20 protein-coding genes and 2 pseudogenes are annotated in these 22,400 nt (G+C 62.1%); 11 read left to right on the forward strand and 11 right to left on the reverse strand.

Annotation, left to right across the window (positions count from 1 at the left end; all coding sequences use genetic code 11):
• Window positions 1-173 precede the first annotated feature (173 nt).
• The 4 genes from FJV46_RS14775 (at window position 174) to FJV46_RS14790 (ending at window position 2,861) form a co-directional block, all read left to right on the forward strand.
• Window positions 174-623, forward strand: coding sequence for a hypothetical protein (locus FJV46_RS14775; protein WP_140995585.1), 450 nt, complete (start codon window positions 174-176; stop codon window positions 621-623).
• A gap of 311 nt (window positions 624-934) precedes the next feature.
• Window positions 935-1,519, forward strand: a complete 585-nt coding sequence (locus FJV46_RS14780; RefSeq protein WP_087025411.1) for a GNAT family N-acetyltransferase — start codon at window positions 935-937, stop codon at window positions 1,517-1,519.
• A gap of 11 nt (window positions 1,520-1,530) precedes the next feature.
• Window positions 1,531-1,962, forward strand: coding sequence for an NUDIX domain-containing protein (locus FJV46_RS14785; RefSeq protein WP_087025415.1), 432 nt, complete (start codon window positions 1,531-1,533; stop codon window positions 1,960-1,962).
• Window positions 1,963-2,405: 443 nt separating this feature from the next.
• Window positions 2,406-2,861: an SRPBCC family protein gene (locus FJV46_RS14790; RefSeq protein WP_087025461.1), complete on the forward strand. Its 456-nt coding sequence runs from the start codon at window positions 2,406-2,408 to the stop codon at window positions 2,859-2,861.
• Window positions 2,862-2,912: 51 nt separating this feature from the next.
• On the opposite strand, the gene FJV46_RS14795 is transcribed toward FJV46_RS14790, so the two are convergent.
• The 3 genes and pseudogenes from FJV46_RS14795 to FJV46_RS14810 all read right to left on the reverse strand — a co-directional run bounded on the left by FJV46_RS14795 (window position 2,913) and on the right by FJV46_RS14810 (window position 5,881).
• Window positions 2,913-3,866, reverse strand: coding sequence for an IS481 family transposase (locus FJV46_RS14795; RefSeq protein ID WP_087025417.1), 954 nt, complete (start codon window positions 3,864-3,866; stop codon window positions 2,913-2,915).
• A 132-nt stretch (window positions 3,867-3,998) separates the two neighbouring features.
• The gene (locus FJV46_RS14800; RefSeq protein WP_126130585.1) at window positions 3,999-4,277 is read right to left on the reverse strand and encodes a hypothetical protein; all 279 of its coding nucleotides are present in this window, start codon (window positions 4,275-4,277) and stop codon (window positions 3,999-4,001) included.
• Between the two features lie 1,223 nt (window positions 4,278-5,500).
• Window positions 5,501-5,881, reverse strand: a pseudogene (locus FJV46_RS14810) (VOC family protein).
• Between the two features lie 364 nt (window positions 5,882-6,245).
• Between FJV46_RS14810 and FJV46_RS14815 the strand changes: the two are divergent.
• The 5 genes from FJV46_RS14815 to FJV46_RS14835 all read left to right on the forward strand — a co-directional run bounded on the left by FJV46_RS14815 (window position 6,246) and on the right by FJV46_RS14835 (window position 9,620).
• A complete protein-coding gene (locus tag FJV46_RS14815) occupies window positions 6,246-6,545 on the forward strand; it encodes a hypothetical protein (RefSeq protein WP_087025419.1) in 300 nt (99 codons plus the stop codon).
• 190 nt (window positions 6,546-6,735) lie between these two features.
• A complete protein-coding gene (locus tag FJV46_RS14820; protein WP_087025422.1) occupies window positions 6,736-7,308 on the forward strand; it encodes a GNAT family N-acetyltransferase in 573 nt (190 codons plus the stop codon).
• 107 nt (window positions 7,309-7,415) lie between these two features.
• The gene (locus FJV46_RS14825) at window positions 7,416-7,982 is read left to right on the forward strand and encodes an RNA polymerase sigma factor (protein ID WP_232008389.1); all 567 of its coding nucleotides are present in this window, start codon (window positions 7,416-7,418) and stop codon (window positions 7,980-7,982) included.
• A complete protein-coding gene (locus tag FJV46_RS14830) occupies window positions 7,979-8,821 on the forward strand; it encodes a hypothetical protein (RefSeq protein ID WP_087025428.1) in 843 nt (280 codons plus the stop codon). The genes FJV46_RS14825 and FJV46_RS14830 overlap by 4 nt, the downstream gene beginning before the upstream one ends.
• 346 nt (window positions 8,822-9,167) lie before the next feature.
• Window positions 9,168-9,620 carry a VOC family protein gene (locus FJV46_RS14835; protein WP_087025431.1) on the forward strand — a complete coding sequence of 151 codons (453 nt, stop codon included), beginning with the start codon at window positions 9,168-9,170 and terminating at the stop codon, window positions 9,618-9,620.
• Window positions 9,621-9,936: 316 nt separating this feature from the next.
• Here FJV46_RS14835 and istB read toward each other — a convergent pair.
• A pseudogene (gene istB / locus FJV46_RS14840) lies at window positions 9,937-10,757 on the reverse strand (IS21-like element helper ATPase IstB).
• A gap of 730 nt (window positions 10,758-11,487) precedes the next feature.
• Between istB and FJV46_RS14845 the strand changes: the two are divergent.
• On the forward strand, window positions 11,488-13,110 hold the full coding sequence (locus tag FJV46_RS14845) for a sensor histidine kinase (RefSeq protein WP_232008388.1): 1,623 nt from the start codon (window positions 11,488-11,490) through the stop codon (window positions 13,108-13,110).
• On the forward strand, window positions 13,095-13,772 hold the full coding sequence (locus tag FJV46_RS14850; protein ID WP_087025434.1) for a response regulator transcription factor: 678 nt from the start codon (window positions 13,095-13,097) through the stop codon (window positions 13,770-13,772). Before FJV46_RS14845 ends, FJV46_RS14850 begins: the two co-directional genes overlap by 16 nt.
• Window positions 13,773-13,826: 54 nt before the next feature.
• On the opposite strand, the gene FJV46_RS14855 is transcribed toward FJV46_RS14850, so the two are convergent.
• The 7 genes from FJV46_RS14855 to FJV46_RS14885 all read right to left on the reverse strand — a co-directional run bounded on the left by FJV46_RS14855 (window position 13,827) and on the right by FJV46_RS14885 (window position 22,281).
• Entirely contained in the window at window positions 13,827-14,888 is a 1,062-nt protein-coding gene (locus FJV46_RS14855) for a phosphotransferase (RefSeq protein ID WP_158250088.1), read from the reverse strand.
• Complete coding sequence (locus FJV46_RS14860; RefSeq protein WP_204840884.1) at window positions 14,885-15,835, reverse strand: phosphotransferase; 951 nt, start codon at window positions 15,833-15,835, stop codon at window positions 14,885-14,887. The genes FJV46_RS14855 and FJV46_RS14860 overlap by 4 nt, the downstream gene beginning before the upstream one ends.
• Window positions 15,836-16,095: 260 nt before the next feature.
• On the reverse strand, window positions 16,096-17,859 hold the full coding sequence (locus FJV46_RS14865) for an ABC transporter ATP-binding protein (RefSeq protein WP_087025443.1): 1,764 nt from the start codon (window positions 17,857-17,859) through the stop codon (window positions 16,096-16,098).
• A gap of 206 nt (window positions 17,860-18,065) precedes the next feature.
• Window positions 18,066-19,193, reverse strand: coding sequence for a glycosyltransferase family 4 protein (locus tag FJV46_RS14870; protein ID WP_087025446.1), 1,128 nt, complete (start codon window positions 19,191-19,193; stop codon window positions 18,066-18,068).
• Window positions 19,193-20,458 carry a glycosyltransferase gene (locus tag FJV46_RS14875; protein ID WP_087025449.1) on the reverse strand — a complete coding sequence of 422 codons (1,266 nt, stop codon included), beginning with the start codon at window positions 20,456-20,458 and terminating at the stop codon, window positions 19,193-19,195. Before FJV46_RS14875 ends, FJV46_RS14870 begins: the two co-directional genes overlap by 1 nt.
• Complete coding sequence (locus tag FJV46_RS14880) at window positions 20,445-21,386, reverse strand: glycosyltransferase family protein (protein WP_126130584.1); 942 nt, start codon at window positions 21,384-21,386, stop codon at window positions 20,445-20,447. Before FJV46_RS14880 ends, FJV46_RS14875 begins: the two co-directional genes overlap by 14 nt.
• A gap of 697 nt (window positions 21,387-22,083) precedes the next feature.
• Window positions 22,084-22,281, reverse strand: a complete 198-nt coding sequence (locus tag FJV46_RS14885; protein WP_087025458.1) for a UDP binding domain-containing protein — start codon at window positions 22,279-22,281, stop codon at window positions 22,084-22,086.
• Window positions 22,282-22,400 lie beyond the last annotated feature (119 nt).

Here is a 22,400-nt window from a genome sequence, read left to right on the forward strand (position 1 = left end):
GGACATTGTCGAGGCCTTCCGGATTGAGCGGCTTAGTCACTGCCGATCTTGGAAGGTCTCGACCTCATTTCGGAGTCAGGTGCTCACGGCGTGTCGCTCAGCGCTCCCACCTCAAGTATGAAGAGCCGCATAACGGCTCGTCCTTGATCGCAACCGGCCGCGGTGCTGTACCCATGATGCTTGGCTTCGCCGCCGCGAGAGCCGCAGGAAATGCCAGCCGGCGCAGGCATGCAGCAGCCATGGCTCAATCGCAGTGGACACCTATCGACACCGGCACGCTCACGGTTTCGGACTACGGGTTCTACATGCACACCCCGACGGCGATCCACGCATGGAACTGGGACAGCATTCAGATGGCAACACTCATTGGTCCCGGATCCCTCCAAATCTTCGGTCAGTCCGCTCACGGTGCGATCAACTGGATCCTTGAATCAGACTGGGCCGAGCTCGTGTTCCTCTTCTGGGCCACAGTTCGATGCCCAGACCATGAGCAATTACTAGGACGGACCTGGCTTCCCGACGACTGGGTGACCAAGGCCTTCATCCACGCTCAAACAAACCCGAGATATCCGACCCAGGGAGACTTCCGTGACATGGCACGGACTTTGGGACTCACCGGCTAATACGAAGTCATCCCGCTGAACAATCCCGGTGTGGATTACTCAGAGCTGGAACGATGGGACCGATCGGCAGCGTTGTGTTCTGGCTGAAGAGCCCAAGAATCAAAGGAATCAGTACTGGCAACGCGGCCAAAGCAAAAAAGCATCTCGCCGCAGGCTTCATTCTGCGTTGCCGCGCGAACGCGGTAGGGGAAAGTCCACGACTGATCTGTTTCCTCTGCTTTGAGAGACTCACCGATCATCATCGCAGAGCGCTCGAGAGACCGAAGAGGATCGGCAGGCGGACTCTGAAGGGAAGTGCATATACTCGCGGAATGTCTGAGACGAGTCGGGTTCGCCCCGCGCAGTTGGTCGATGTGCCGGCGATAGCACAAGTCCATGTTGATGCTTGGGCAGAGACGTATCGCGGTCTCATTGCCGATCAGATCCTCGATGATCCTACTTTCTTCTCCGCGCGGGAGCGGCAGTGGACGACGGCACTAACGGATCCGCGATTCAGCTCCCACCGTGTAGCGGTTGCCGAGCAGGGCGACCTGATCACCGGAATAGCGATGTCAGGACCGACCGCTGAAGAGCCTGACGTGCTACATCTGTGTGTCTTGTATCTACTACGACAGTGGCATCGCTCGGGGTCCGGCACCGATTTGCTGGAAGCGGTACTCGCGCCAGGTGAGGCGGCGACCCTATGGGTGGCTGATCCCAACCCCCGGGCGCAAGCGTTTTATCGCAAGCACCGGTTCGAAGCGGACGGGGTCGAGAAGGTTGAGGACGACCTCAAAGAAGTGCACATGGTCCGGCCCGCACACGCCCTGAGGTTTGCTAGTCCTGCCCTGTCAGGGATCCTTCCGCGGTGCGAACCGGTTGCGACGGATGGGGTGAGCATCGTGGGGACCGGTTAGGGTCTGCAGGCATGAGCCACTACGGAATCTACGGGGCATGGTGGCAGGACGGCGCGCTCGTCACGATTCGGAAGTCTCGCGGTCCGTACCTCGGAATGCTCGACCTTCCCGGCGGCTCGCCCGAGGCGGCCGAGACCCCCATCGAGACACTCGAGCGGGAACTACTCGAGGAATGCGGTGTGACAGGAATCAATGTCGGATCTTGGCATCGCTTCGACTTCCTCGTCGAGTTCACGAGCGCCGGCGCGCCGCTGAACGAGCATCATCGAGGCCTTCTTGCTCTCGTGGAGGTCGCGACACCGGTGACATCGATCCGCGACGTCGAGGACGTCGCCGCGGTCGAGCTCATCGATCCAAATAATCACGAACTGTCCGAACTAACACCTGCCCTGCGACTGGCCATCTCGCTGCTCGCTCGGCCCACGCCATCGACCGGTCGATAGGAGCACCAATCAAGCTCAGGTGTGGGACGAGGAGTCGACCCACGCAGGAGACGGCATGGTCGGGCATCCTCGGACATATCAATAGGCGCATCCGTTATCCGACATCATGAACGCTCTCATCGAAGCGGGCCTGCACATCCTTCGGGTAGATGAGGACACAACACTGTCCTGGAAATTCTCGCCCCGAATGGTCGAGGTGCCCGGTGATTTCGCATGGCCGGAAGCCAAGCGCGAATTTGTTCCGTGCACGCACACGATCGTGGCCCGGCAGCCATGTGTTTTCCCAGCTCCAGCCCAAACAAACCTTTCACCTGGGCCTCCAGGCGTCCCGCTCGGCGATCCGCAGCGGACAGCTTGTAGTGGCGACGAACGAGTGTCCCTCCCGCGAGGCAAGGAGTGGCGGCGGTTGAAGAAGGCTGGAAGTGCGGTGCGAGACTGGGGCCATGGCCGTCTATTTTGAGTGCACCACCAAAGCGCAGATTGCCCAGTCGGAGCTGTTTGATCGCTCTCGAAGCATCGATGCTCACACTGGTTCGATGGCTCACTCGCGGGAGAAAGCCATCGCTGGTACCACTACCGGCCTTATCTCACTGGGAGAGCAGGTGACGTGGCGTGCCTGGCACTTCGGTCTACCAATCCATATGACGAGCCGCATCGTGGAGATGGAATCAGCGGACTACTTTGTGGATGAACAGGTCAAGGGCCCATTCCGCACTTTCCGCCATGTTCACGAGTTCAGTCACGACGACGGGGTGACAACCATGATCGACCGGATCCGGTTCGCCGCACCTTTCGGTTCGCTAGGCCGGCTGGTTGAGGTACTGCTTTTGGAGCGGTACCTCAAGAAGCTCATCGAGACGAGGAACCGGTTCCTCGTGGAAGAACTGACACAGGCGTAGCTCATAACTAGCTACCCGTCAGTGGGGACTAGGTGTGCAACTGACGGAGGCCTATGACAGTGGATCTTGGGTTTTCTGCTTGAGTCGCTCGTAAGGTGTGATCCCAGCGAGAGCCCCGTGGGGTCGATCGTAGTTGTAGTGGTCCTCCCATTGCTGAAGACGGTCCTGGAAGAGATTCACGTCGTCGATGACCTGTCCCTCGAGGAGCCGGTAGAACTCCTCGGAGTCGATCCGGTGTGAACGCTCCACCTTCCCGTTCAGCCGTGGTGTAGCCGGCCGGATGCGGATGTGCCCGATGCCTTTGTCGATCAGATGCCAATGGAAGGACTGCCCAAACTCGCTACCGTTATCGGTCTGGACCTTCTCAACGTTGAACGGCAGCTTCGAGAGCACGTGATCGATAAAGCGAATCGCTGTCTTCTGATCATGCGTCGGATAAGCCCGAAGCACGCGTAAGCGGGTGCAGTCATCGATCGCTGTGTACTGGTAGTAGCGCTTTTTTCGCCCAGTCTGTCCAAGGGGCTCGATGAACTTCACATCGACCTGCAGCGCGTGGCCTGGCCGCTGCTTCTCGTACCTCTTCCAGCGCGTCTCTTTACGTTTGTAGCGCTGCGACGCGGGAAGCCGGTTGAGATTGACCTTCTTCAGGATTCGCCAGACGCCGGAAGCACTGATCGAGATGTCGTGATACCGCTTCAAATACATCGTGATCTTTACCGGGCCGAAGTGGTACTGCTGACGCAACCACAGGATCTTCTCGACCACCTCTGCCTCCGTGGCGGTCGGCGAGTGGTGTGGGGTGCTCGAGCGGTCCTTCAACCCTTCGAACCCCTCGGCTTCGTAGCGCTGAAGCCACCTGTAATACGCTTGCCGGCTCACGCCGTAGTAGCGGCACGTCGCGGCGACACTCCCACTGACTTCCTCGACGTGATGCAAGATGGCGAGCTTGTGGTTGGCCCGACGCTCGATCGCTCGAAGGGCCGAAGCGGACGGTGTTGATGTCATGAAGTCTTCCTTCCAACTGGAAGACCCAACTGTCAACAACCTCCGTCAGTTCTATAACTAGGCCGGAAATCTTCTGAAAGACGCCCGTAAGTCAATCGACAAACGAACAGAACCTCGCGGCGGCAAAGCTAGTCACGCGTTGGCGTCGACTGCCTCCTGCGTGAAGGGCACTGTCCCATCGATAGGGGTTAACGTGAACCATTCGCCATCCTGCTGAGCGGCGAAGACGAGAAGAGGTTGGGACGTATCCAGGGGGTCGCCCTCCGGATACTCTGCCACTCCGCTGCAGGAGTCGGGCATCGACGAGATGCGTACGCTTCCTCCGTCAACATCGCCCTTCAAGACCTCACTCACACGAATCTCATAAGAGTGGGCATCGACCCCGAAGATCGGCGCTGTTCCATCGCGCATGGTGCTGGACGCTACAACAACGAGGTCGGCAGCGTCGTATTTCTCCTGCGTTGTGGGAAAGCCCGCCCAGCTGGGGCAAGAAACACTTGTGGTCCCGCATCCCGACAGGGCGCACGCGACAAGGGCAGCCAAGACAAATCCGGTACCCCTGCCTGTCATTCACTGAGAGTACCGAACGCCGCCGGCGGCAGATGCGAGTCGACACAAGCGTGACGCAGTCGCAACAAAGAGTGCTCGCTGCAGGGTCAATCAGCGGGCCGATCAGGACTGACCACCCGTTACTGGCCCCGGCAGAGTCGACGGCAGCTGTACCTTCTTCCCTCGATCGTCCTTTTCGGGAACTGCCTCTGGCATTGGGCCAGCCGTGGCCGAGACGGCCCGTTCGTACACCCCGCCGAAACCGATTCTTGTGATGTCCCGCAAATGGAACCGGTCCAGTAACGCCTCCCACTGCCCGTACTCGCTGATCGTGAGGAGCCACGGATGCTTCTTACTCCACCTGACCGGGATGCCGATAAGGAGTTGCTCGAGGTGTCATCTTCTCGGTACAGCCAGATGACACCTGCCTGGGTCACGAAGGATGCGCAGAGGAAGGGCTTGTTTCTGAGAGAGGTACTAGGCGCTTATTGATGTGCGTTCGGCCCTTGACCGTTCGTTGGAATGATCGGGGTCGGGTGTGCTGGTGTTCCTGCTTCCTTGTCAGTGGTCGTCCTGAGGGGGGGGGGGTTGAGGCGATTTCTTTTAGAGCGGCAAGGTGGGTTCGCCACACTTGGAGCCCTTCTTTGGTGAGCTTTAGCAAGTGGAGCAGCCCGGTGAGCGACACGCCACAACGCTGCTTCAGTCGATGATCGCTGGACAGGTTGCGGTCCGTAGGTCCTCCTGTAGTTGATGATCAGAAGGGCCGCCACGATGCTGCAGACGATTCTAGTGATCATCGCACCCCATTCCGACCGCTCCGGAAGGGAGAAAGGGAAGAAGCTGAGACTACCGACCGCATTGATGAGAAGAAGAGCGATAGCTGCTCACCAGGTGTTTGTCGGCATGGGTGCCACCGGAGTACCGCAGTCGGTTGGCGCCAGTAAGTCCGCCCTCCACCGATCATGATTCACGACGGCCGCGCGTGCACGGTTCCGGTGCCGTAGCGTCGCGGTCCGTCGAGTAGCCGCCCCACGACGAGTGGCGCCCACCGTGCTCCGACGACGTCGAGGCCGCGGCCAGATCGCTCATGCGCTCTGATCGGTGTCCGGCTTCAACCAGAACGGTGAGTAGTGGTACCCGTCGGGGTCGTGAAACTAGCGCTGGTACATAAAGGGGTAGTCGTCGGTGTCACCGATCCGCCCACCCGCTGCAGCGGCACGCTCAACAAGTTCGTCGACCCCGTCGCGGCTGCCGAGGTCGAACGAGACCGTCACTTTCGAGGGCGAGCCGGGTCCGTCGACCAGTTCCTCGGCCCCACCGAAGCTTGCGTACATCTCGTGGCTGCCGAGCATGACATAATGCTCGGGCGCGATGGAGTCGCCGATTGAACGGTAAGCCGATGTTGCGGCGGGGGAGCTGTCGTTGCGACGAAAAGCCAACGCCGGTCTAACCTGACGAGGCGTCAATCATCAGCGGGCGCCGATCGGTCAGTCAGTAGCACTACGAGGCATTACTCAGCGAGGTAGCCTCTAGCCATGGGTGAAGAACAGCCCGCTCAGCGGAATGAACCGAGGATGAATCGTGGGAGCTTTCGCTCGCAGTTCAGTAAATCAGCCGACAAAACACCTTCCCACTGAGCCCACTGACGAAGGACCGCGCCGTCATAAGTCGAGTCCGCTGCGGCGGCTGTCCGACAGGCTCTCTGTCCTCGCGCCGTCCGGCCGGACCAGCCGCGCTCTGCTCATCTTCCCGCTTCTCGCGGCAGCGTTCTACATGGCCGTCTCGCTGTACCTGCGAAGGAACGCCCCAGGCGGATATGACGGTTTCAATGTGGCAATCGACCTGTACAACTTGCTGCCCGCGCTGGCCCTGGCCTTTCTCATCTCGTTGTCGTCACATCAGACGGCCAAGGGGATTCCCGTGGTAGCTGCCGGCTCGCTGATCTTCACGGCGGTCGCGGTCTACCTGCCGCTCAGCATCTTCACCAGCGACAGCTCGACTGCTGTTCTAGGGTTCCTTTTCCTGCCGCTGCTTTTGGGAACTGTGGTCATCGTCGTCGGTCTTCTTGCGTTGCTGCTGCATGCGGTACGCAGCCGGCACGAGGATCGAAGCGTCCCGCCTCCTCGATAGCAGGTGGCGGTGTGCCGGCTCGTCACGTCGCCGACTGCCCTGCAACGCCGGCACGAAGATGGCGAAACTCTATGTCCTTGAGCCGACCCTCGACCGAACGTCATCACGCAGATCTTCGATCTGGAATTCGAGCGGATGCATTAGGCGCCTTCACCCTCACTGGCGCTGCAGGCAACGGTATCGTGGCGCCATGTCGATCGAAGTCCTTCCCGCAACGGTGTTCGATGACCTGGAGTCGATCCTGGGACCGAATCGGCCTGACTCAAACGTGTGCTGGTGCTTGAGCTATCGCGTCTCGTCGAAGATGAATCTTGCACTGCGCGGGCTCGAGCGTGGGTCGCTCGTCAGTGAGTTGACCGCACAGGATCCTCCGCCGGGGGTCCTCGCGTACGAAGGCGGCGAGGTTGTGGGATGGGCCGCGGTGCATCCGCGCGCTGGCACCAGCTTCGCCCGAAACCGCAAAATCCCACACGTGGATGATCGTGACGTGTGGTCGGTCTGGTGCATCAGGGTGCGGCCGGGGCACCGCGGCAAAGGTGTCTCGCACCACTTGCTGGCAGGCGCTGTCGAGTTCGCGCGCAGTCATGGGGCACCAGTGATCGAGGGTTATCCGGTCGACAACCGCGGCGAGAAGGTCGATCTCACTATGGCCTACGTCGGGACGCGTGCGCTGTTCGAGCGAGCAGGGTTCACGAAGGCCGCTCTGACGGACTCGGTTCTCAACGGGTTCCCGCGCGTACTCATGCGCCGTGAGCTGAGCTGACCGGAATCCTCTGACGTCCACTGGGAAATCTTCTGCGGGCTGGGCGATGTGAACGCTGGTTCACCCTTCGTGCGACACACTTCAGCTGGTGAAGGACAGGTATGGGTATGAGTAACCCTTCGCCGCCGCCTGGTCGGCCAGACGCTTTTCGTACCCTGTACGAGGCGGTCTACCCAGACCTGCTCCGGTTCGCTCAACGGCGAACCGACACATTCCTTGCAGAAGATGCAGTGGCAGAAGCTTCTCTTGTTCTCTGGCGTCGGTTCGATGAGGTACCTCAGAACCGCGATGACGCTCGGGCATGGGCTTTCGGGATCCTCCGGAACATCATGCTGAACACTCATCGTGGTGATCAGCGCCGGCAGGCCCTCGGGATTCGGCTCGCCAACATTCCCACCGAGGCGTCCAGCGACTCACACGAAGACGCGGTGACGAGCCGCATCGACCTGGGCCGTGCGTGGCATCTTCTCTCCGAAGTCCATCAGGAAGCCCTCGGGCTAGCGGTCTTCGAGGACCTTCCCGCACCACAGGCGGCTGCTGTACTTGGCATCTCACCGGTCGCCTTCCGTCTGCGACTGAGCCGCGCACGGCGAGCTCTACGCCTCCTTCTGAATCATTTTCCACACACCGCCAGGACGCCCGCAGTGTCACCCGAACGGACAGCAACGCCATGACACGAAACCAGGACATCAACACACTGCTGCGAACCATGGACCCAGCCAATAGCGCACCTTCGATCCGCAGCCACAGAGCATCGGCCGACCTCGAGCGGATCCTGGTTGACCACCCTGAACCAGCACCAATTGCACCAGCGCCGACAAAGATTTCATCAGGGCATAGAACACGCACACAGAAAGTGGCGACGCCGTTCCGCTATCGTCGTGCCTTCGTCCTCGGCGGGCTCGTTGCTGCGACAACTGCCGGGCTACTCATCGCCCCCTCTGTCAGCGGCGGTGATCCCGCTTTCGCTACCTGGACGGCTACGCCCGTGGCCCTGAGCGGGGAGGACCGGGACGAAGCGATCTCTGACTGCAAGGAATCGAATTCGGGGATCGGTGACAGCAGTTACGAGGAGGACCTCGCTACCGCCGAAGTCGCGATTGCTGAGCGCAGAGGAGCCTGGGTGACAGTGATCCTCGTCGGAGCGGGTGGTTTCGATGCCACGTGCACTTCCGATGCCTCAGCGCCCTGGTTCGACAGAACCATGATCGGTTCCATCGGAGAATCTGGTGCGACAACAGGACTCGAGCCCCGCTCCTTGAAAGCCACGCAACTGGGAACCGGGCAGATCGACAGCAACCCGATCTCGATGGCCTCCGGAAAAGCAGGCAGCGACGTCGTGGGTCTCATGTACACCACCGTCACCGGCGAAGTGGTCGTCGCCACAGTTGCCAAAGGCCAGTTCGCTTTCTGGCTACCGGGCGATGAGTTGCGAAACGCGTTCTCCACCGGAGCTGCGGTTGAGGTGACCTACCGCGACGGAACAACCGAAACACAGAACCTCACCTTCTGAATCGGTACACAGAGGAATCGGCCTACGCACCATCGTGAGTGCGTGGGCTGATCCTCTGTCGGACGCCACGACATGTGATCGTGCCGCACCGCGCGGTGGTGATTGTGCGTGGGCGCGAAGGGAAGTTGATGCGGGCGGGCGACGCAGGATGGATCAGCACCTACCAGGTTCTTTCGCGGGTGCCCAGTCGGTGACGCGAGAGAACCAGCCGCACGACGTCATCCACCATTTCCGGTCGAGCTGCACCACCGCTCGCAACTGCTTGACACTGTCGCCGAACCCTCGTCATCATCAGTGATGATCGGTGGCGGCGGGCCACTGGCACCCTGAAAGAAACGACAGACCGATGCCCACAACGATATTCATCAACCTGGCCGTCAGCGATCTGGCCCGGTCGCGAGTTTTCTTCGAGTCGCTCGGGTATTCGATCAATGAGGGCTTCAGCGACGAGAACGCCGTCAGCGTGGTGATCAGCGACACGATCACCGCGATGTTGCTCACGCGGGGGTTCTTCGCCGAGTTCACGAGCAAATCGGTCATCGACGCCACTACCTCGACCGAGGTGCAGCTGGCCCTCAGTGCTGATAGCAAGGAGGACGTCGATGCAATGCACGAGAAGGCCCTTGCGGCGGGTGCTACGCCCGCTGGCGAGCAGGACCACGGATTCATGTACTCGAAGAGCTTTGACGACCTGGACGGCCACCACTGGGACTTCGTATGGATGGACCCGGAGGCGGCGGCTGGCGGCGCACCGGAAATAGGCATTGAGGAAATGCGAGAAAACACGACGCACAGCTGAGCTACGCCCCGCGTCTGGAGCACCGCGACGACGGGCCATGCAGAAACGCGATGACGTACCGGACCTTTGTCCCGGTACGTCGAGTAAGACAGTCAACGCCGCTTCTTCAGCATCCCATCAAGGGATCCGTAAGTGGGGCGGTGAGTGATCCCGCACTGAACGAGGGACGTCGGATGCTGTTCTTGACGGGTTCTCAAGAATGCAATGAGACCAACGAGGAAGAGCGTGGGTATACCGATTACGCTGATCAGAAGAAGCATGTCAATCAGCCAGGATGTCTCTTCGGCGTCTGCCAGGGCGAGGGTCTCTTGCTCCGCTATCTGACGGTTGCTTGGGCGAGGGTGTGTGCGAGGCGGTAGGAGTCGGTGCCGGTTTCGGTGATGGCTCCGCTGGACGTGAGCCTGTCGACGATGGCGGCGCAGAGCCGCGGGTCCGTGAAAGTCTTCGTCCACCCGGAGAAGGACGCACTGCTGGCGATCGCGATGGAGTTCTTTTCCTCTCGTTCGGTGAGGACCTGGAAGAGGAGCTCTGCGCCGCGCCGCTCGAGTTCCATATAGTCGAGCTCATCGATACAGAGCAGGTTCACCCGCCCGTAGCGGGCAATGGTCTTCGCGAGCATCTTCTCGTCCGCCGCTTCCACCAGTTCGTTCACGAGCCTGGTGGCCAGCGTGTAGTTCACCCGATACCCCTTCTCCGCGGCCGCCGTACCCAGACCGATGAGGAGATGGGACTTCCCGGTCCCGGAGTCCCCGATGAGGCAAAGCGGCTGTCCTTTGGGGATCCAGTTCGCGGTAGCAAGGGTGTTGATCGTCGCGGCGTTGATGTTCGGGTTCGCATCGAAGTCGAAGTCCCCGAGCCACTTGTCCCGCGGTAAACTCGCCGCTCTCACCCGCCTGCTCGAGGAACGGCAGTCCCCGTCATCACACTCGGCCAGCAGCAACTCGGCCAGAAACCCCCCTGGTAAGAGAGCTGCTGCTTCCCTGCGACTATCAGGGCTTCGTCGAGGACCGGCCGGATCGTAGGGAGTCGTAGACGGCGGCACGCCTGGTCCACGGCCGCGACCGCAGCCTGCTCCGTCAGACCACGATGCCGGCGGAGCGTAGGAGTCACCGTGGTAGTGGGAATTGTCGGGCTCATGAGATGTTCTCCTTCGACATGCTGACGGACCAGCTATTCGCGGTCTCTGCGGACTTACTAGCTGGGTTTACGGAGGGGCGTCTGCGAGCAGCTCGTCGTACGAGCTGCCGGACGGGATCGGGCGGCTATCGAGTGGAAGGCCAGGCCGTTGAACAAGGAAGGAGGTCGGGCAGGAGGTTTCGATCCGCTCCAACTACAAGTTGTGGTGGGCCTTCAGTTAGTCCACATTCCCTATACCGCCCTGGGCTTGATGGGTACACCACCGCCAGTTCTTCTCATCTTGGTCTCACGCTGTGGCGGGACACTTGAGCTATGCGATCCGCGGCAATTCAAATATGGCTTCTGGGCGTGGTACTCGCCGCGCTCATGGCGGCAGGTGTACTCACTCTTACCAATATCGTGCGTGATCCTCCCGACCAACAGCTTGGCCCCGCGGTCATCATGACCGACGACGGGTCAGCGTCGGTACCGCCGTCGCCCCTGCCGACACCTTCACCCGTGAGTCCTTCACCGGAGCCTTCGCCTTCGGTGCCTTCGCCTTCGGTGCCTTCCGTGGCCGATACCCCAACGCCATCCCAACCTGTCCCTACGCCCGTGCCTGTGCCCGTGCCCGTACCCGCGCCTGCCCCCATCCCTGGTTCCCAGCCAGAGGTTGTACCGGCTCCACCGCCGATCATCGAAGACGACGGCGATGACGACGACTATGATGATGCAGCTTATGAGGAGGGCGATGATGACGACTGAACAGACTCAACCTTTGCCCTCGGCTTCTGCCCTCGAGAACCCGGTGCGCCGTTCACCTCCTTCTCAGCACGCTCCCACGGTGAAGGCCGGGAGGTGGCTGGATCAGATCAGGCGGTTCTCCGGCCGTGCAACCCGTCGTTGGTCGGTCCGCTCGCGTGTGCTGAGCGCACTCCTGGCGTTATCAGCCTTGGGGCTCCTGTTCGCAGGGACCATGGCCTACGGGTTACAACGAGCAACCCTCAACGCTGACATCGACAATTCCCTGGAGCGTAGTTTCGGTGAGTTCGAGACCCTCTTGGCGACGGGCGTCGACCCCGCCACCGGATCGGGCTTTGTCAATGCTGACACCCTCGTCTACCTCGTCATGCAGCGCACACTTCCTGCTCCCCATGAGGGCATGATGGGCATCCGTGACCAGGATGCGGTCCTTCTTGCCAATGAGGCCGTGTCCCTGCGCCTCGAGAATGACGCGGAGCTCGTGGCCGCTGCTGCGGGACGTTCATTGGCGGACGCCGTCGCCATCACTACGATCGAAACCGTCCGAGCCACGTACCGCACCATCGTCGTCCCGGTCCTGCTGAGCGAGGATGCGGAGCCCACCATTTTTGTTCTCGCTTACGACGTCACTTCCGAACGAGCGGAACTTAACGGGACGTTCACAACCTTTGCCCTGATCAGTCTCGGTACGTTGTTGCTCATCGGCGCAGTCGGCTGGTTGCTCATCGGCAACCTGTTGCACCCGGTGCGACGTCTCCGGGATACCGCGCGCACCATTAATGACAGTGATCTTTCGCAGCGGATCCTCGTTACCGGAAATGACGACCTGTCCGATTTGACGCGGACCTTCAACGCAATGCTCGATCGCCTCGAGACGTCCTTCACCTCGCAGCGTCAATTGCTCGACGACGTCGGTCATGAGCTCCGCACGCCGATCACCATCATCCAGGGGCACCTCGAGTTGCAGGACTCCACCGATCCGCAGGATGCCGACGCCGTGCGGACCGTGGCACTCGATGAGCTGGACCGGATGCGCTTTCTCGTCGATGACCTGGTCACCCTGGCCAAGAGTGCTCGACCCGATTTCGTCCGGCCGAAAGCGACGAATGTCGAACGCCTGATGGACGAGACCCTGGATAAGGCGCGCGGATTGGGTGCCCGGCGGTGGATGATCGATTCACGTGCTGCGGGGATGGTTCTGCTCGATGAGAAACGGGTCACGCAGGCGTTGTTGCAGCTCGCTGCGAATGCCGTGAAGTTCTCCGCGGAGGGTTCCACCGTTGCCCTCGGATCGAGGCTGGACGGTGAGTGTCTCAGCATCTGGGTGCGTGATGAAGGCATCGGGATCAGTGCCGCCGACCAGGAACGTGTCTTCGGCCGCTTCGAGCGTGGCTCCGAAGGCAAACGCGCAGAGGGCTCGGGCCTCGGATTGTCCATCGTCGAAGCGATCGCTCACGGTCATGGGGGTGTTGTCTACATTCTCTCGGCGCCGGGTCGTGGCTCCACGTTCACGCTTGAGATCCCGACGGTGCCCCGCCGCAATCCGTCAGCTGAGATGTCCCCTGAACGCCCTGGCCAGCTTACGAAGGAGAAACTGTGGCTCAGATCCTGATTGTCGAGGACGAGGAACGCATCAGCGCTTTCATCGCGAAGGGGCTTCGATCGGCTGGATACGTGCCCACCAGTGTGACCAACGGACGCGACGGCTACCATCTGGCGCAGAGCGGAGACTTCGAACTGGTCATCCTCGATCTCGGTCTGCCTGATCAGGACGGTTTCACGGTGCTCCGAAGACTTAGGGATGCCCGTAATGACATTCCCGTCATCATTCTCTCCGCGCGTAACACCACGGACGACACCGTGGCCGGGCTCGAGGGCGGTGCTGATGACTACATGACGAAGCCTTTCCGCTTCGAGGAACTTCTTGCCCGCGTCCGCCTTCGCCTGCGCCCGGATCCGGCACGGACGGAGAGCCTCGCGCTCTCGCACGACGGTCTCACCCTGGACCTGCGTACACGCCGCGCTCTCATCGACGGTGATGAGGTCGATCTGTCAGCTCGTGAATTTGCCCTGACCGAAGCATTCCTGCGCAATCCCGGACAGGTCCTCAGCCGAGAGCAATTGCTGTCCCGCGTGTGGGGGTACGACTTCGATCCCGGTTCCAATGTGGTGGACGTGTATGTGCGGTATCTCCGTAACAAGCTCGGGGCTGAGCGGTTCGCGACCGTCCGGGGCATGGGATACCGATTGGTGTCCCAGCGCCTCCAGCCCTGACCAGGCACGTCGACTGTGAAACGGATCATCGTCCCATGAACGTCTTCTCAGTCATCAGAGCAGCGCATCGTGGAACCAGTCTCTCGTGAGCATGCGCCAGCGCGGGCGGAAGGCGTAGACACACGCGAGTCGTAGTTTTGTGGACCCTGAGTAGGCGTCCAGGCGGTCTTCCGGGACCGAGAGTTCTTCAGCCACCCCACGAATGGCGGTTTCCCCTACGGCACGTCCTTCGGCGCTAAGCAGACCCTGCGCTTCCCGGAAGGCCAGATGCACCAGGAGGTTCGCCAAATCGAGCGCAGGTTCAGCGAGGGCGAGGGTGTCACAGTCGATCAGCCCGAGACCGCCTTCGCCAGTACTACCGGTGGAAAGAAGCACCTGCTTGTCGTGGAGGTCACGGTGGGACAGGACGGGAGCCTGGAGTGACGTGTCGAGAAGGTGGTTGGCAGCGTCATCCACCGCCGAACGAAGGGCCGGGGCCGGGACCGGCAGGGTGCCGAAATCGAGGCAGTGGGTCATCCAGGTGGTAAGGGTCTCGGCCTCGTCCTCCGGCCGGTAGAAGGGCAGACGGCCTTCACCAGGTGGGGCAGCTGCGAAGGCCGACCAGTGTTCCGCCCAGAGCGACCACGCCCGTTCGAGCGTCACCAGGTCATCGCCGGGATCACCGCCACCTGATCGTCCGAGGTCGTGCAGACTGACGCCGGGAACGGTGGACAGCGTGAGCGTCCCCTCGTCGACGTCCGTGACACGGGGAGTGGTGATACCTGCGGCCGCGGTCAGTTCGGAGGCCATAGCGTGGGCGGCTATGACGCGGGCAACCTTCCGGGGCGGCAGCAGTTTTAGGTATGCGCCGTCAGTCTTCACCACTGCCCTCTTGGTGAAGCGGTGGACGAGGAGCTCACCAGCATCCACGGCTGTCGGGAGACCGGGCAGTGCGGAGTCCTCGCCGAAGGGCGTCAGGGCCACTGTGCCGTCGGCCTCCAGGTGTCCTGCGCGCAGGTGACCCGTGGCCTCTTCGAGGGCTTCGATGGTGAGCCGCCCGTTGTTCGCCGGCCACGCGCGGCGGACAGTGAGTTGGATGCCCCGGTGGTCCTGGACGGTGTCAGGGACGGCCGTCATGAGACGAGGGCTGCAAGCATCTCGAGCCGTTCCTCGGTCTCGTCCTGCCAGAAGGGTGAACATGAGCGGAACGGCTCGTTCAGGCGGTCTAGGAGATGCACGGCGGTCCAGGCGAGTAAGGACTCCTCATTGACATGTCCTCCTGCTTCCTCGTAGCCCGTGAGGAAATCACTGCGAAGCTCCCGGCTGGACGTACGTGCCTGTAACAGGTCGACAGCGACGAAGGACCCGAGGTCCATGGCGGGCGGTGCCACCGTGCACCGGTCGAAATCGGCGAGCAGCACGCCCGGTGAGTCCACCAGTACCTGATCGGCGGAGAAGTCACCATGGACGAGGACGGCGCGGTCGCCTTCGCTCAGGCGTCGAGCGAGGGCGGCCTGAACTCTCCCCAAACGTGTCTGGTTCGTGGGTGTCAGGTGCAGCTTTCGCTTGCTGAGGGAGCGTAATTTGTCGAGCGGGTCGCTTCTTCGCTTCGGTGCGAGGTGGGCCGGTTGCGCGTGCAGTAGTGCGAGGGCGGCGCCGGCGGAATGCGCCGAGCCGGCGGCGGTGTGATCCCGCCTCCCAGCCGCTTGGTGGAGATCTCCCTGACCGAACCAGGGGTAGTAGCGCAAGGTGCTGGTGTGGGGCATGTCAGGAGGGCTCATGCGCTGGAGGACCGGAACACCTCGTGCTGTGAGTTCGGCCAGGAACGCCGTCTCTGCGGGATTGGTGGGACCTGCCTTGCAGACCACGGGACCGGCTGCCGTCTCGATCCTGAAGACCACGCGTCGGTGTGGATTGTAGTTGAGCACTGCGCCCGGCTCGAGGGCCCGGGCGTTGTACCCGTTAAACGCATGGAGAGTGTCATGCAGTTTCATGTCCAGGCTGATCGGTCCGGCGACGAGGGTGTGCCGCCCGGGCAGTTCCACGACCTCGAGGTGGTGTCCTTGGCGGGCGGCCCGTGCCAATGTCTTGTCCAACTTGGGGGCATGGTGCGGGGCATAGGTTGCCAGCCATCGTGGGGCAGCCTCCGGGGTAGCTCCTGACCCGGAACCGGTGGGGGGACCATCTCGTGGATCGCGGGCTCGAAGGCGTGCGACGGCGGACACTCCCTGCTTGTGGCGTAGCCGATCGGCATGCACGGGACGTGAGAATAGGGCGGATAGTTCGGCCGGATTGAAGATGGTGGTCAGCGCCGGCAGTGCCGGGTCGATCGTAGCGCTCACGGTCATCGCCCGCCCTTGGCCGATGTTTCCTCGGAGGAACCGCCCGCATGAGCCCACTCACCGTACACAGGATGTTCCCTGATATCGGTGGGTGTCCCTTCGAAGCGCACCGTTCCATCCTCGAGCCAGATGATCCAGTCGTGTGTGAGTGCTACGGCAGGTTCGTGGGTGATCGTGATCGTCGTGCGATCCCGTGAGAGCAGGTCAATCCCTTTCAGCACCTCCGCCCGTGCTTCCTTGTCGAGGCCGGTGGTGACCTCGTCGAGGATCACGAGCGGCGCATCGCGCAGTAGTGCCCGGGCGATCGCTATCCGTTGGCGTTGGCCGCCGGAGAGCGTTCCACCACGCTCACCGACCGTTGTGTCGTACCCCTCGGGAAGTTGCGAGACGAACCCGTGCACGTTGGCGAGTTTCGCCGCGTACTCCACGTCCTCGTCCGACGCGTCGATCTGTCCGTACCGGATGTTCTCTCGGATGGTGCCTGTGAAGAGCACCGCGTCCTGCAGCACCAGGCTGACGCTGCAGCGCAGTGATGCGAGAGTTACGTTCCGGAGATCCTTCCCATCCAGGTGAACGCTGCCGGAGAGTGGGTCCATCATGCGTACCGCGAGTGACACCAGGGTCGATTTTCCTGACCCCGAAGGGCCGACGACGGCTGTGCGACGCCGGCCCATGAATGTCAGGTTCACATCTTTCAGTACTGGTTTGCCCGGTGTGTAGGCCGCCGTGACGTTTCGCAGTTCGAAATCGCCCCACACCTGAGACAAGGGGACGGCACCGGGAGTGTCCGCGATGTCGACCCGCTGATCGAGGAGGTCTGCCACGCGCTCACCAGAGGCGGTCGCACGGGCGATCCGGCCGGTGTACTTCGCCAGGTCACGCAGCGGCTTCATCGCCGTCTTAAGGTACATGAGGAACAGGACGAGGTCACCGGGGGTCATGGCACCTTGCACCACACGCCAACCGCCGCCGGCCAGGACGAGGGCGGTGGCGATGCCGACGATGACATCGGTGCGCCGCTCGAGGGCAGCGGCCAGGCGCCGGGCCAGGACACCTTCCCGTAATGTCTTTTCGTTGCTGCTCCCGAATTGGCGCGCCAGGGTCTGTTCAAGACCGTACGTCTGGACCACGCGGATGGCGCCGAGGCTTTCCTGCGCGGTGTTCGCCAAGGCACCCTCACCCTTTCGGGTACGACGCGCGGCGACGGTGATCTTTCCAGTGCTTACCCTCGACAACAAGAGGAACGAAGCTGAGGCGATGACGACGACGAGGGCGAGAAGGGGATCCAACCAAAACATCACACCAGCCATGGCCACCAGGGTGATGCAGTTCGCGATCAACGGTAGACCGGCGCTGACTGCTACCTCCTGCAGCTTCCCCACATCACCGATGAGGCGCTGCACCGTGTCACCCGTCCGGGAGGAGGCGTGATACGAGACCGACAGGGACTGCACGTGCGCGAACACGCGAGAGCGTAGGTCAGTGGCTACACGCGAACCGGTGAGGGCGAAGGCGATGGTGGCGAGGAAGTTGAACAGGGCTCGGAACCCGATGATCGCCACGAGGGCAGCTCCACACACGATCAGCAGGGCGGGGGACGCGGCGGGACCGCTGCCGGCGAAGTCGGCACCGAGACTCGTGGTCACCGCATCGACGACGAATTTCACGGGCCATGGTTCGAGAACCCGGAACGCAACCTCCAGGAGGAGAGCCGCGATGCCACCGCACATGAGCTTCTTGTGTCGGCCGAGGTGGGGCCGGACCATCCGCAGGGTCCTTCTCAGCGGCTTTTCTGCACGATCCGATGACGGGCTCCGGACCTCATCTGTTCCGTCGTGCTCGGAGCGGGGCGAGGCGCTACTCTCTGGAGTGCGCGGTGAGACCGGGTAACGCGCGGCCAATCCGTTCCGTTGTGGCGCACGTGGTGGTGTCCGAGGTTCAGGACCGGAGGCGGTCACTCTGGTCTGCCTACTCACAGGTCGCTTCCTTCCAGGATGGCATCGAGGACGGCGTCCCAGCTGTGGTTCTCCGCGAAGCGGCGGGCAGCTACCGACATGGTGCGGCGAGCCAGTGGGGTTCCTGCCAGCTCGTCCAGAGCGGCTGCCAACGCTGCAGGGTTCGAGGGCTCCACGAGGAGGCCAGTCACTTGGTGATCGATGATGGCGGGCACCTGCCCCACCTCCGATGCCACCACCGGTAGTCCGGCGGCGCAGTACTCGTAGATCTTGAGTGGGGAGAAGTACTGCTCTTCCTCCCGTTCGGTCCGGGGATAGGGTGCCACCGCGATCGCGCAGCCGACGAGTAATGCGGGCACCTCTGCGGGAGTCGATGCCCCCGTGAACTCGACGTCAACCCCCTTTACAGCGGCCAGTTCGCGTAGTCCCGCCCCTTCAGGGCCGTCCCCGACGATCCTGAGATTCCAGGAACCATCGGAGAGCGCCTTCGCCTCGATAAGATCGCGGACCCCATGCCATGGCTTGAGCGTACCGACGAAGACGACGGTCGGAGCGCCGTTGTCCTCCGGCGAGGGCCCGATGCGGTTCACATTGACCCCATTGGGCGCCGTGATGATCTTGGTTGGGAAATTGGGTGCCGCATGGCCAGCAATCCACGCGGCAACGGGATCGGACACACAGGCGATCACTGCCGCCGCAGAAAGCTGATTCTTGAGCGCACCCAGCGCTGCTGCCTCGTCGTGCAGTGTGCGGTGCGTACGCTGTTCATCGATGAGGGGGGCGTTCACCTCGAGGATGCCTGGAACGGACGAAGCGGAGGTGATCCGCGTGAGTGCATCGCTGAAGAGCGAATACCGTTCGTAGACCGCAGTGACGCCGTCCTGCACGGCTTGTGCAGCCAGGGTAGCTGCGGCTTCCCGCTGGGATCGTTCTCGGTCCGGACCACTGCCGCGGGCAATGGGATGGGAGACCACTCGTACACCGCGAAGGTCAGCAGGAACCGCATCCCCGGTTCTGGTGCAGTAGATGGTGACGTCGGCGCCTCGTGCGAGCCAGCTACGGACAATTTCCTGGACGTGGACCGAGGCGCCTTTCGAGCCGAATACCGGGATGCCCGGATCGATGCAAATATAGGCGACATGCATCAGGAGCTCCTCGAGGTGTTCACGGCGTCCGGGATGCGTGGTTCGTTCTGGAGCTCGCACAGTCGACGTGCCTGCTCGACGGAGTCAAACGATGACTCGATCAGACGACGCGCCGCGCGTGCGATGTCCGTCATGTCCGTGGATGCACAGTAGGCGAGGGCTTCTACGAGATCCGTGGTGGACCCCGCCCGGGTCAGGATCCCCGTGCGCACGCCGTCACCGGCGCGCAGGACCTCCGAAATTCCTGTGACGTCGCTCGCGATGCACGGGACGCCGGTTGCCATTGCTTCGAGGAGCACGGTCGGTAAGCCGTCCATGTTGCCGTCCTGTGCTATGACGCACGGTGCCACGAAGACATCGGCCCACCTCAGGAGGGCCACGATCTCCCCCTGCGTCCTCGGGCCGAGCAACGCGACGTCGTTCATGAGATCGAGCTCGCGTATTTGCTCAAGGAGCGTCTCCTGCTGCGGCCCGCCACCTGCGATACGTACTTCCAGGGCGATGCCATCGGCCTTGAGCTGTGCAACTGCTGCGAGCAGGTGGGGGAACCCCTTCTTCTCGACCAGTCTGCCGACCGCGCAGATACGTAGCACCCCCCCGCGCGGTGCCGGATCCTCGTAGGGGAATCGGTTGAGTTCGAGACCGTTGTAGACGCGGTGTACGGAGGTCTTCTTGATGCCCGTCATACCGTTGATGAATCGTCGATTGAAGTTGCTGACCGTGACGACGTGGTGAGACCGGCGGATGAGATCCACCAGGACCGCTTCGTCCACTTCTTCGTGGAAGAGGTCCTTCGCGTGGGCCGTGAAGGAGAAGGGGATGCCGGCGAGTTCCGCGGCGATCGCAGTGGTACGGGTGGCCATCGATCCGAAGTGCGCGTGTGCATGGGTGATGCCCTGGCTGATGAACTCCGTGGCGAGTCCCACCCCTTGGTGGGCTTCGATCGGGTCCATTGCCAGCAGGTCGGGCAGTATCCGCGCAAAACGATCACCGAAACGCGGAACGGTCGCGAAGCCCTCCCTAAGGACCGTCCACGCCTCAAGGATCTTCAAGGGTTTCGGTAGGTAGGTCACGTTCGCTTGTACGCGTGCAAGCTCCGGGTGGAACCTGGGGTCCACCGGCGGACGCAAGGAGAAGAGACGAAGATCCTCGCCCTGCGCCTCACGGGCAAGGATCTCGGTCACGATGAAGGTCTCGGAGAACCGCGGATACATCTTCATGACGTAGGCGGTACGTGATGGTTCGGAGGGGTCAGACAGCAGCATGTGCGCGTCTCCGCTCCGGCGTGCTCGCCTCGGTGGCGAGGAGGTCAGCGGCGAGGAGAGCAAGTGCAGTAATGCCCGTCAGATCGATGCCGGAGCGGTCCACCCGGGTGCCTGCTGCGCCCCGGAACCAGTCGGCCACCAGTTCCGGGGACAGGTCATCGGGGTGGCACATGTCGACGATGCCGCGCCGGGCCAGTGCCGAGGCTCGGATGAGTTGCTCCCTCCGGGGTTCGGTTCGCGGGACGATGAGCGCGGGGGTGGACGTACTCATGATCTCGCCGATGGAGTTGTACCCGCCCATCGATACAATCGCCGAGGCTCCCTCGATCTCGGCAAGGGCATCGCGCGTTTGCACCACGACGGAGGTTCCGGGACCCGCGGCGCATTGCACCAGGCGGCGGTGCTCCATCGGCATCTGGGGCCCGGTGATGACGAGATGCTCGTACCCCTCGGGAACCTCGGCGCCTGCGGCTGCGAGTACCAGCGCGAGGCCGTCCGATCCACCACCGGCCATGGTCAGCACGTAGGGCTTGTCCAGGAGTGTGGATCGTCTGTGTGAAACCCTTCCTGCAGCGAGATAACCCGTGTAACGGACGAGCGAACCGAGGATCTCCGGTATCTCACCTGTCCGCAGGGGGTCATGAATCGCAGGATCGCCGTAGACCCAGATCTGGTCGAAGTAGGAGCGGATCGGGCCCATCCCATGTATCCCAATCCACTCCTGCTTTATCACGTAGGGGCTGTCGAGCACCTCACGCAGGCCAAGGACCACCTTGCAGGCTGGACGCTTGAGGCGGAGGTTGGCGAGGGCTTGCCGCAGTTCACCATCGACACCGAATGCATGACGGTCGACCACGACCAGGTGTGGGCGGAACCGGACCAGCACCGTGTCGATGAGCTCCGTGCGTAGCTGGATTAAGGCGTCCATCCCAATCGAGAGATGACGTGGACCGTAACCGTCGCTGCCTTTACGTATGCCCGGCAGGACCACCCAATCCCACCCCGGGGGCACGTCGAAACGCGTTGCCGAGGACTCTCCCGTGACAAGGAGGCCCGTCACCCTCCGATTCGCGAAGCCGGGGATGCCGGCCGAGAGCGCGTGGGCGATAGCGAGGTTGCGGCGTGTGTGCCCGAGCCCCTGGGAGTCATGAGAGTAAAGGACCACCCTGAGCTCCTGAGGCTGCGAATGTTTCATCGTTGATTGCCGACTTTCTTAGTGTGGAGAAATCTGGTGGAGATTCCATTGAGCCGATTCTGCGTGAGTGGCCCATGAGGGGATCATGAGACCTCTCTCATCCTTTGCCGTGGCGTTGCCACTCGAGGTTGTTCCAGCAACTAGGATCAAAAACGAGGTGGAGTACTGGGGTCGGTGGAAACGTTCCCATTTCTCCGCTCGATCCCGTCGACCATTTCCGACGCCTTTGTCTGGGCTTCATGGATGTGGCGGGAATATTTTGGGTCCGACCTTGCCCTTAAGCCTGTTCAACATGCCCATGATTCCTCTTGCTATAGGTGGAAGCGTGAGTCGCTTCCACGCCGTCACCGTAGAACGGGCAAATGAGGGGAGTGTGAGAAGGCGTTGCTTGGAATGTGGGTTGTTGCTGGGCCGTCGCCCCAGCCGCAATTCAGGGTCTGCCGATCCCTTTGTAGTTCCAGCCGGCACCGCGCCACGCGCACGGGTCCAGCACGTTGCGGCCATCCAGGATGTTTTTCGAGCGCACGGATGCCGCAGCCACTTCCGGGGTGAGGTGGCTGTACTCCTCCCACTCGGTTAGCAGAAGTAGGGCGTCAGCGTCATTCATGGCCTGGGTTAGGTGGCTCATCGTAAATAAGAGTGCAGTTGGGGTCTGAAGCCGCCTGATTCGAGGAGGCTGCGGGCGATGTAGTGGGTGAGGTTTCGGAAGCCGAGGGCTGATCCGCGGAGGTGCTCGAGCCGTCCGTT

This window comes from Arthrobacter agilis, assembly GCF_006494655.1.
Lineage (GTDB): Bacteria > Actinomycetota > Actinomycetes > Actinomycetales > Micrococcaceae > Arthrobacter_D > Arthrobacter_D agilis.

Bases quoted from the DNA above. Each gene is read 5' to 3' on its own strand.
- FJV46_RS14775 (WP_140995585.1), top strand. From the start codon at position 174: ATGATGCTTGGCTTCGCCGCCGCGAGAGCCGCAGGAAATGCCAGCCGG.
- FJV46_RS14780 (WP_087025411.1), top strand. From the start codon at position 935: ATGTCTGAGACGAGTCGGGTTCGCCCCGCGCAGTTGGTCGATGTGCCG.
- FJV46_RS14785 (WP_087025415.1), top strand. From the start codon at position 1,531: ATGAGCCACTACGGAATCTACGGGGCATGGTGGCAGGACGGCGCGCTC.
- FJV46_RS14790 (WP_087025461.1), top strand. From the start codon at position 2,406: ATGGCCGTCTATTTTGAGTGCACCACCAAAGCGCAGATTGCCCAGTCG.
- FJV46_RS14795 (WP_087025417.1), bottom strand. From the start codon at position 3,866: ATGACATCAACACCGTCCGCTTCGGCCCTTCGAGCGATCGAGCGTCGG.
- FJV46_RS14800 (WP_126130585.1), bottom strand. From the start codon at position 4,277: ATGCGCGATGGAACAGCGCCGATCTTCGGGGTCGATGCCCACTCTTAT.
- FJV46_RS14820 (WP_087025422.1), top strand. From the start codon at position 6,736: ATGTCGATCGAAGTCCTTCCCGCAACGGTGTTCGATGACCTGGAGTCG.
- FJV46_RS14825 (WP_232008389.1), top strand. From the start codon at position 7,416: ATGAGTAACCCTTCGCCGCCGCCTGGTCGGCCAGACGCTTTTCGTACC.
- FJV46_RS14830 (WP_087025428.1), top strand. From the start codon at position 7,979: ATGACACGAAACCAGGACATCAACACACTGCTGCGAACCATGGACCCA.
- FJV46_RS14835 (WP_087025431.1), top strand. From the start codon at position 9,168: ATGCCCACAACGATATTCATCAACCTGGCCGTCAGCGATCTGGCCCGG.
- FJV46_RS14845 (WP_232008388.1), top strand. From the start codon at position 11,488: ATGATGACGACTGAACAGACTCAACCTTTGCCCTCGGCTTCTGCCCTC.
- FJV46_RS14855 (WP_158250088.1), bottom strand. From the start codon at position 14,888: ATGACGGCCGTCCCTGACACCGTCCAGGACCACCGGGGCATCCAACTC.
- FJV46_RS14865 (WP_087025443.1), bottom strand. From the start codon at position 17,859: ATGGTCCGGCCCCACCTCGGCCGACACAAGAAGCTCATGTGCGGTGGC.
- FJV46_RS14870 (WP_087025446.1), bottom strand. From the start codon at position 19,193: ATGCATGTCGCCTATATTTGCATCGATCCGGGCATCCCGGTATTCGGC.
- FJV46_RS14875 (WP_087025449.1), bottom strand. From the start codon at position 20,458: ATGCTGCTGTCTGACCCCTCCGAACCATCACGTACCGCCTACGTCATG.
- FJV46_RS14880 (WP_126130584.1), bottom strand. From the start codon at position 21,386: ATGGACGCCTTAATCCAGCTACGCACGGAGCTCATCGACACGGTGCTG.
- FJV46_RS14885 (WP_087025458.1), bottom strand. From the start codon at position 22,281: ATGAGCCACCTAACCCAGGCCATGAATGACGCTGACGCCCTACTTCTG.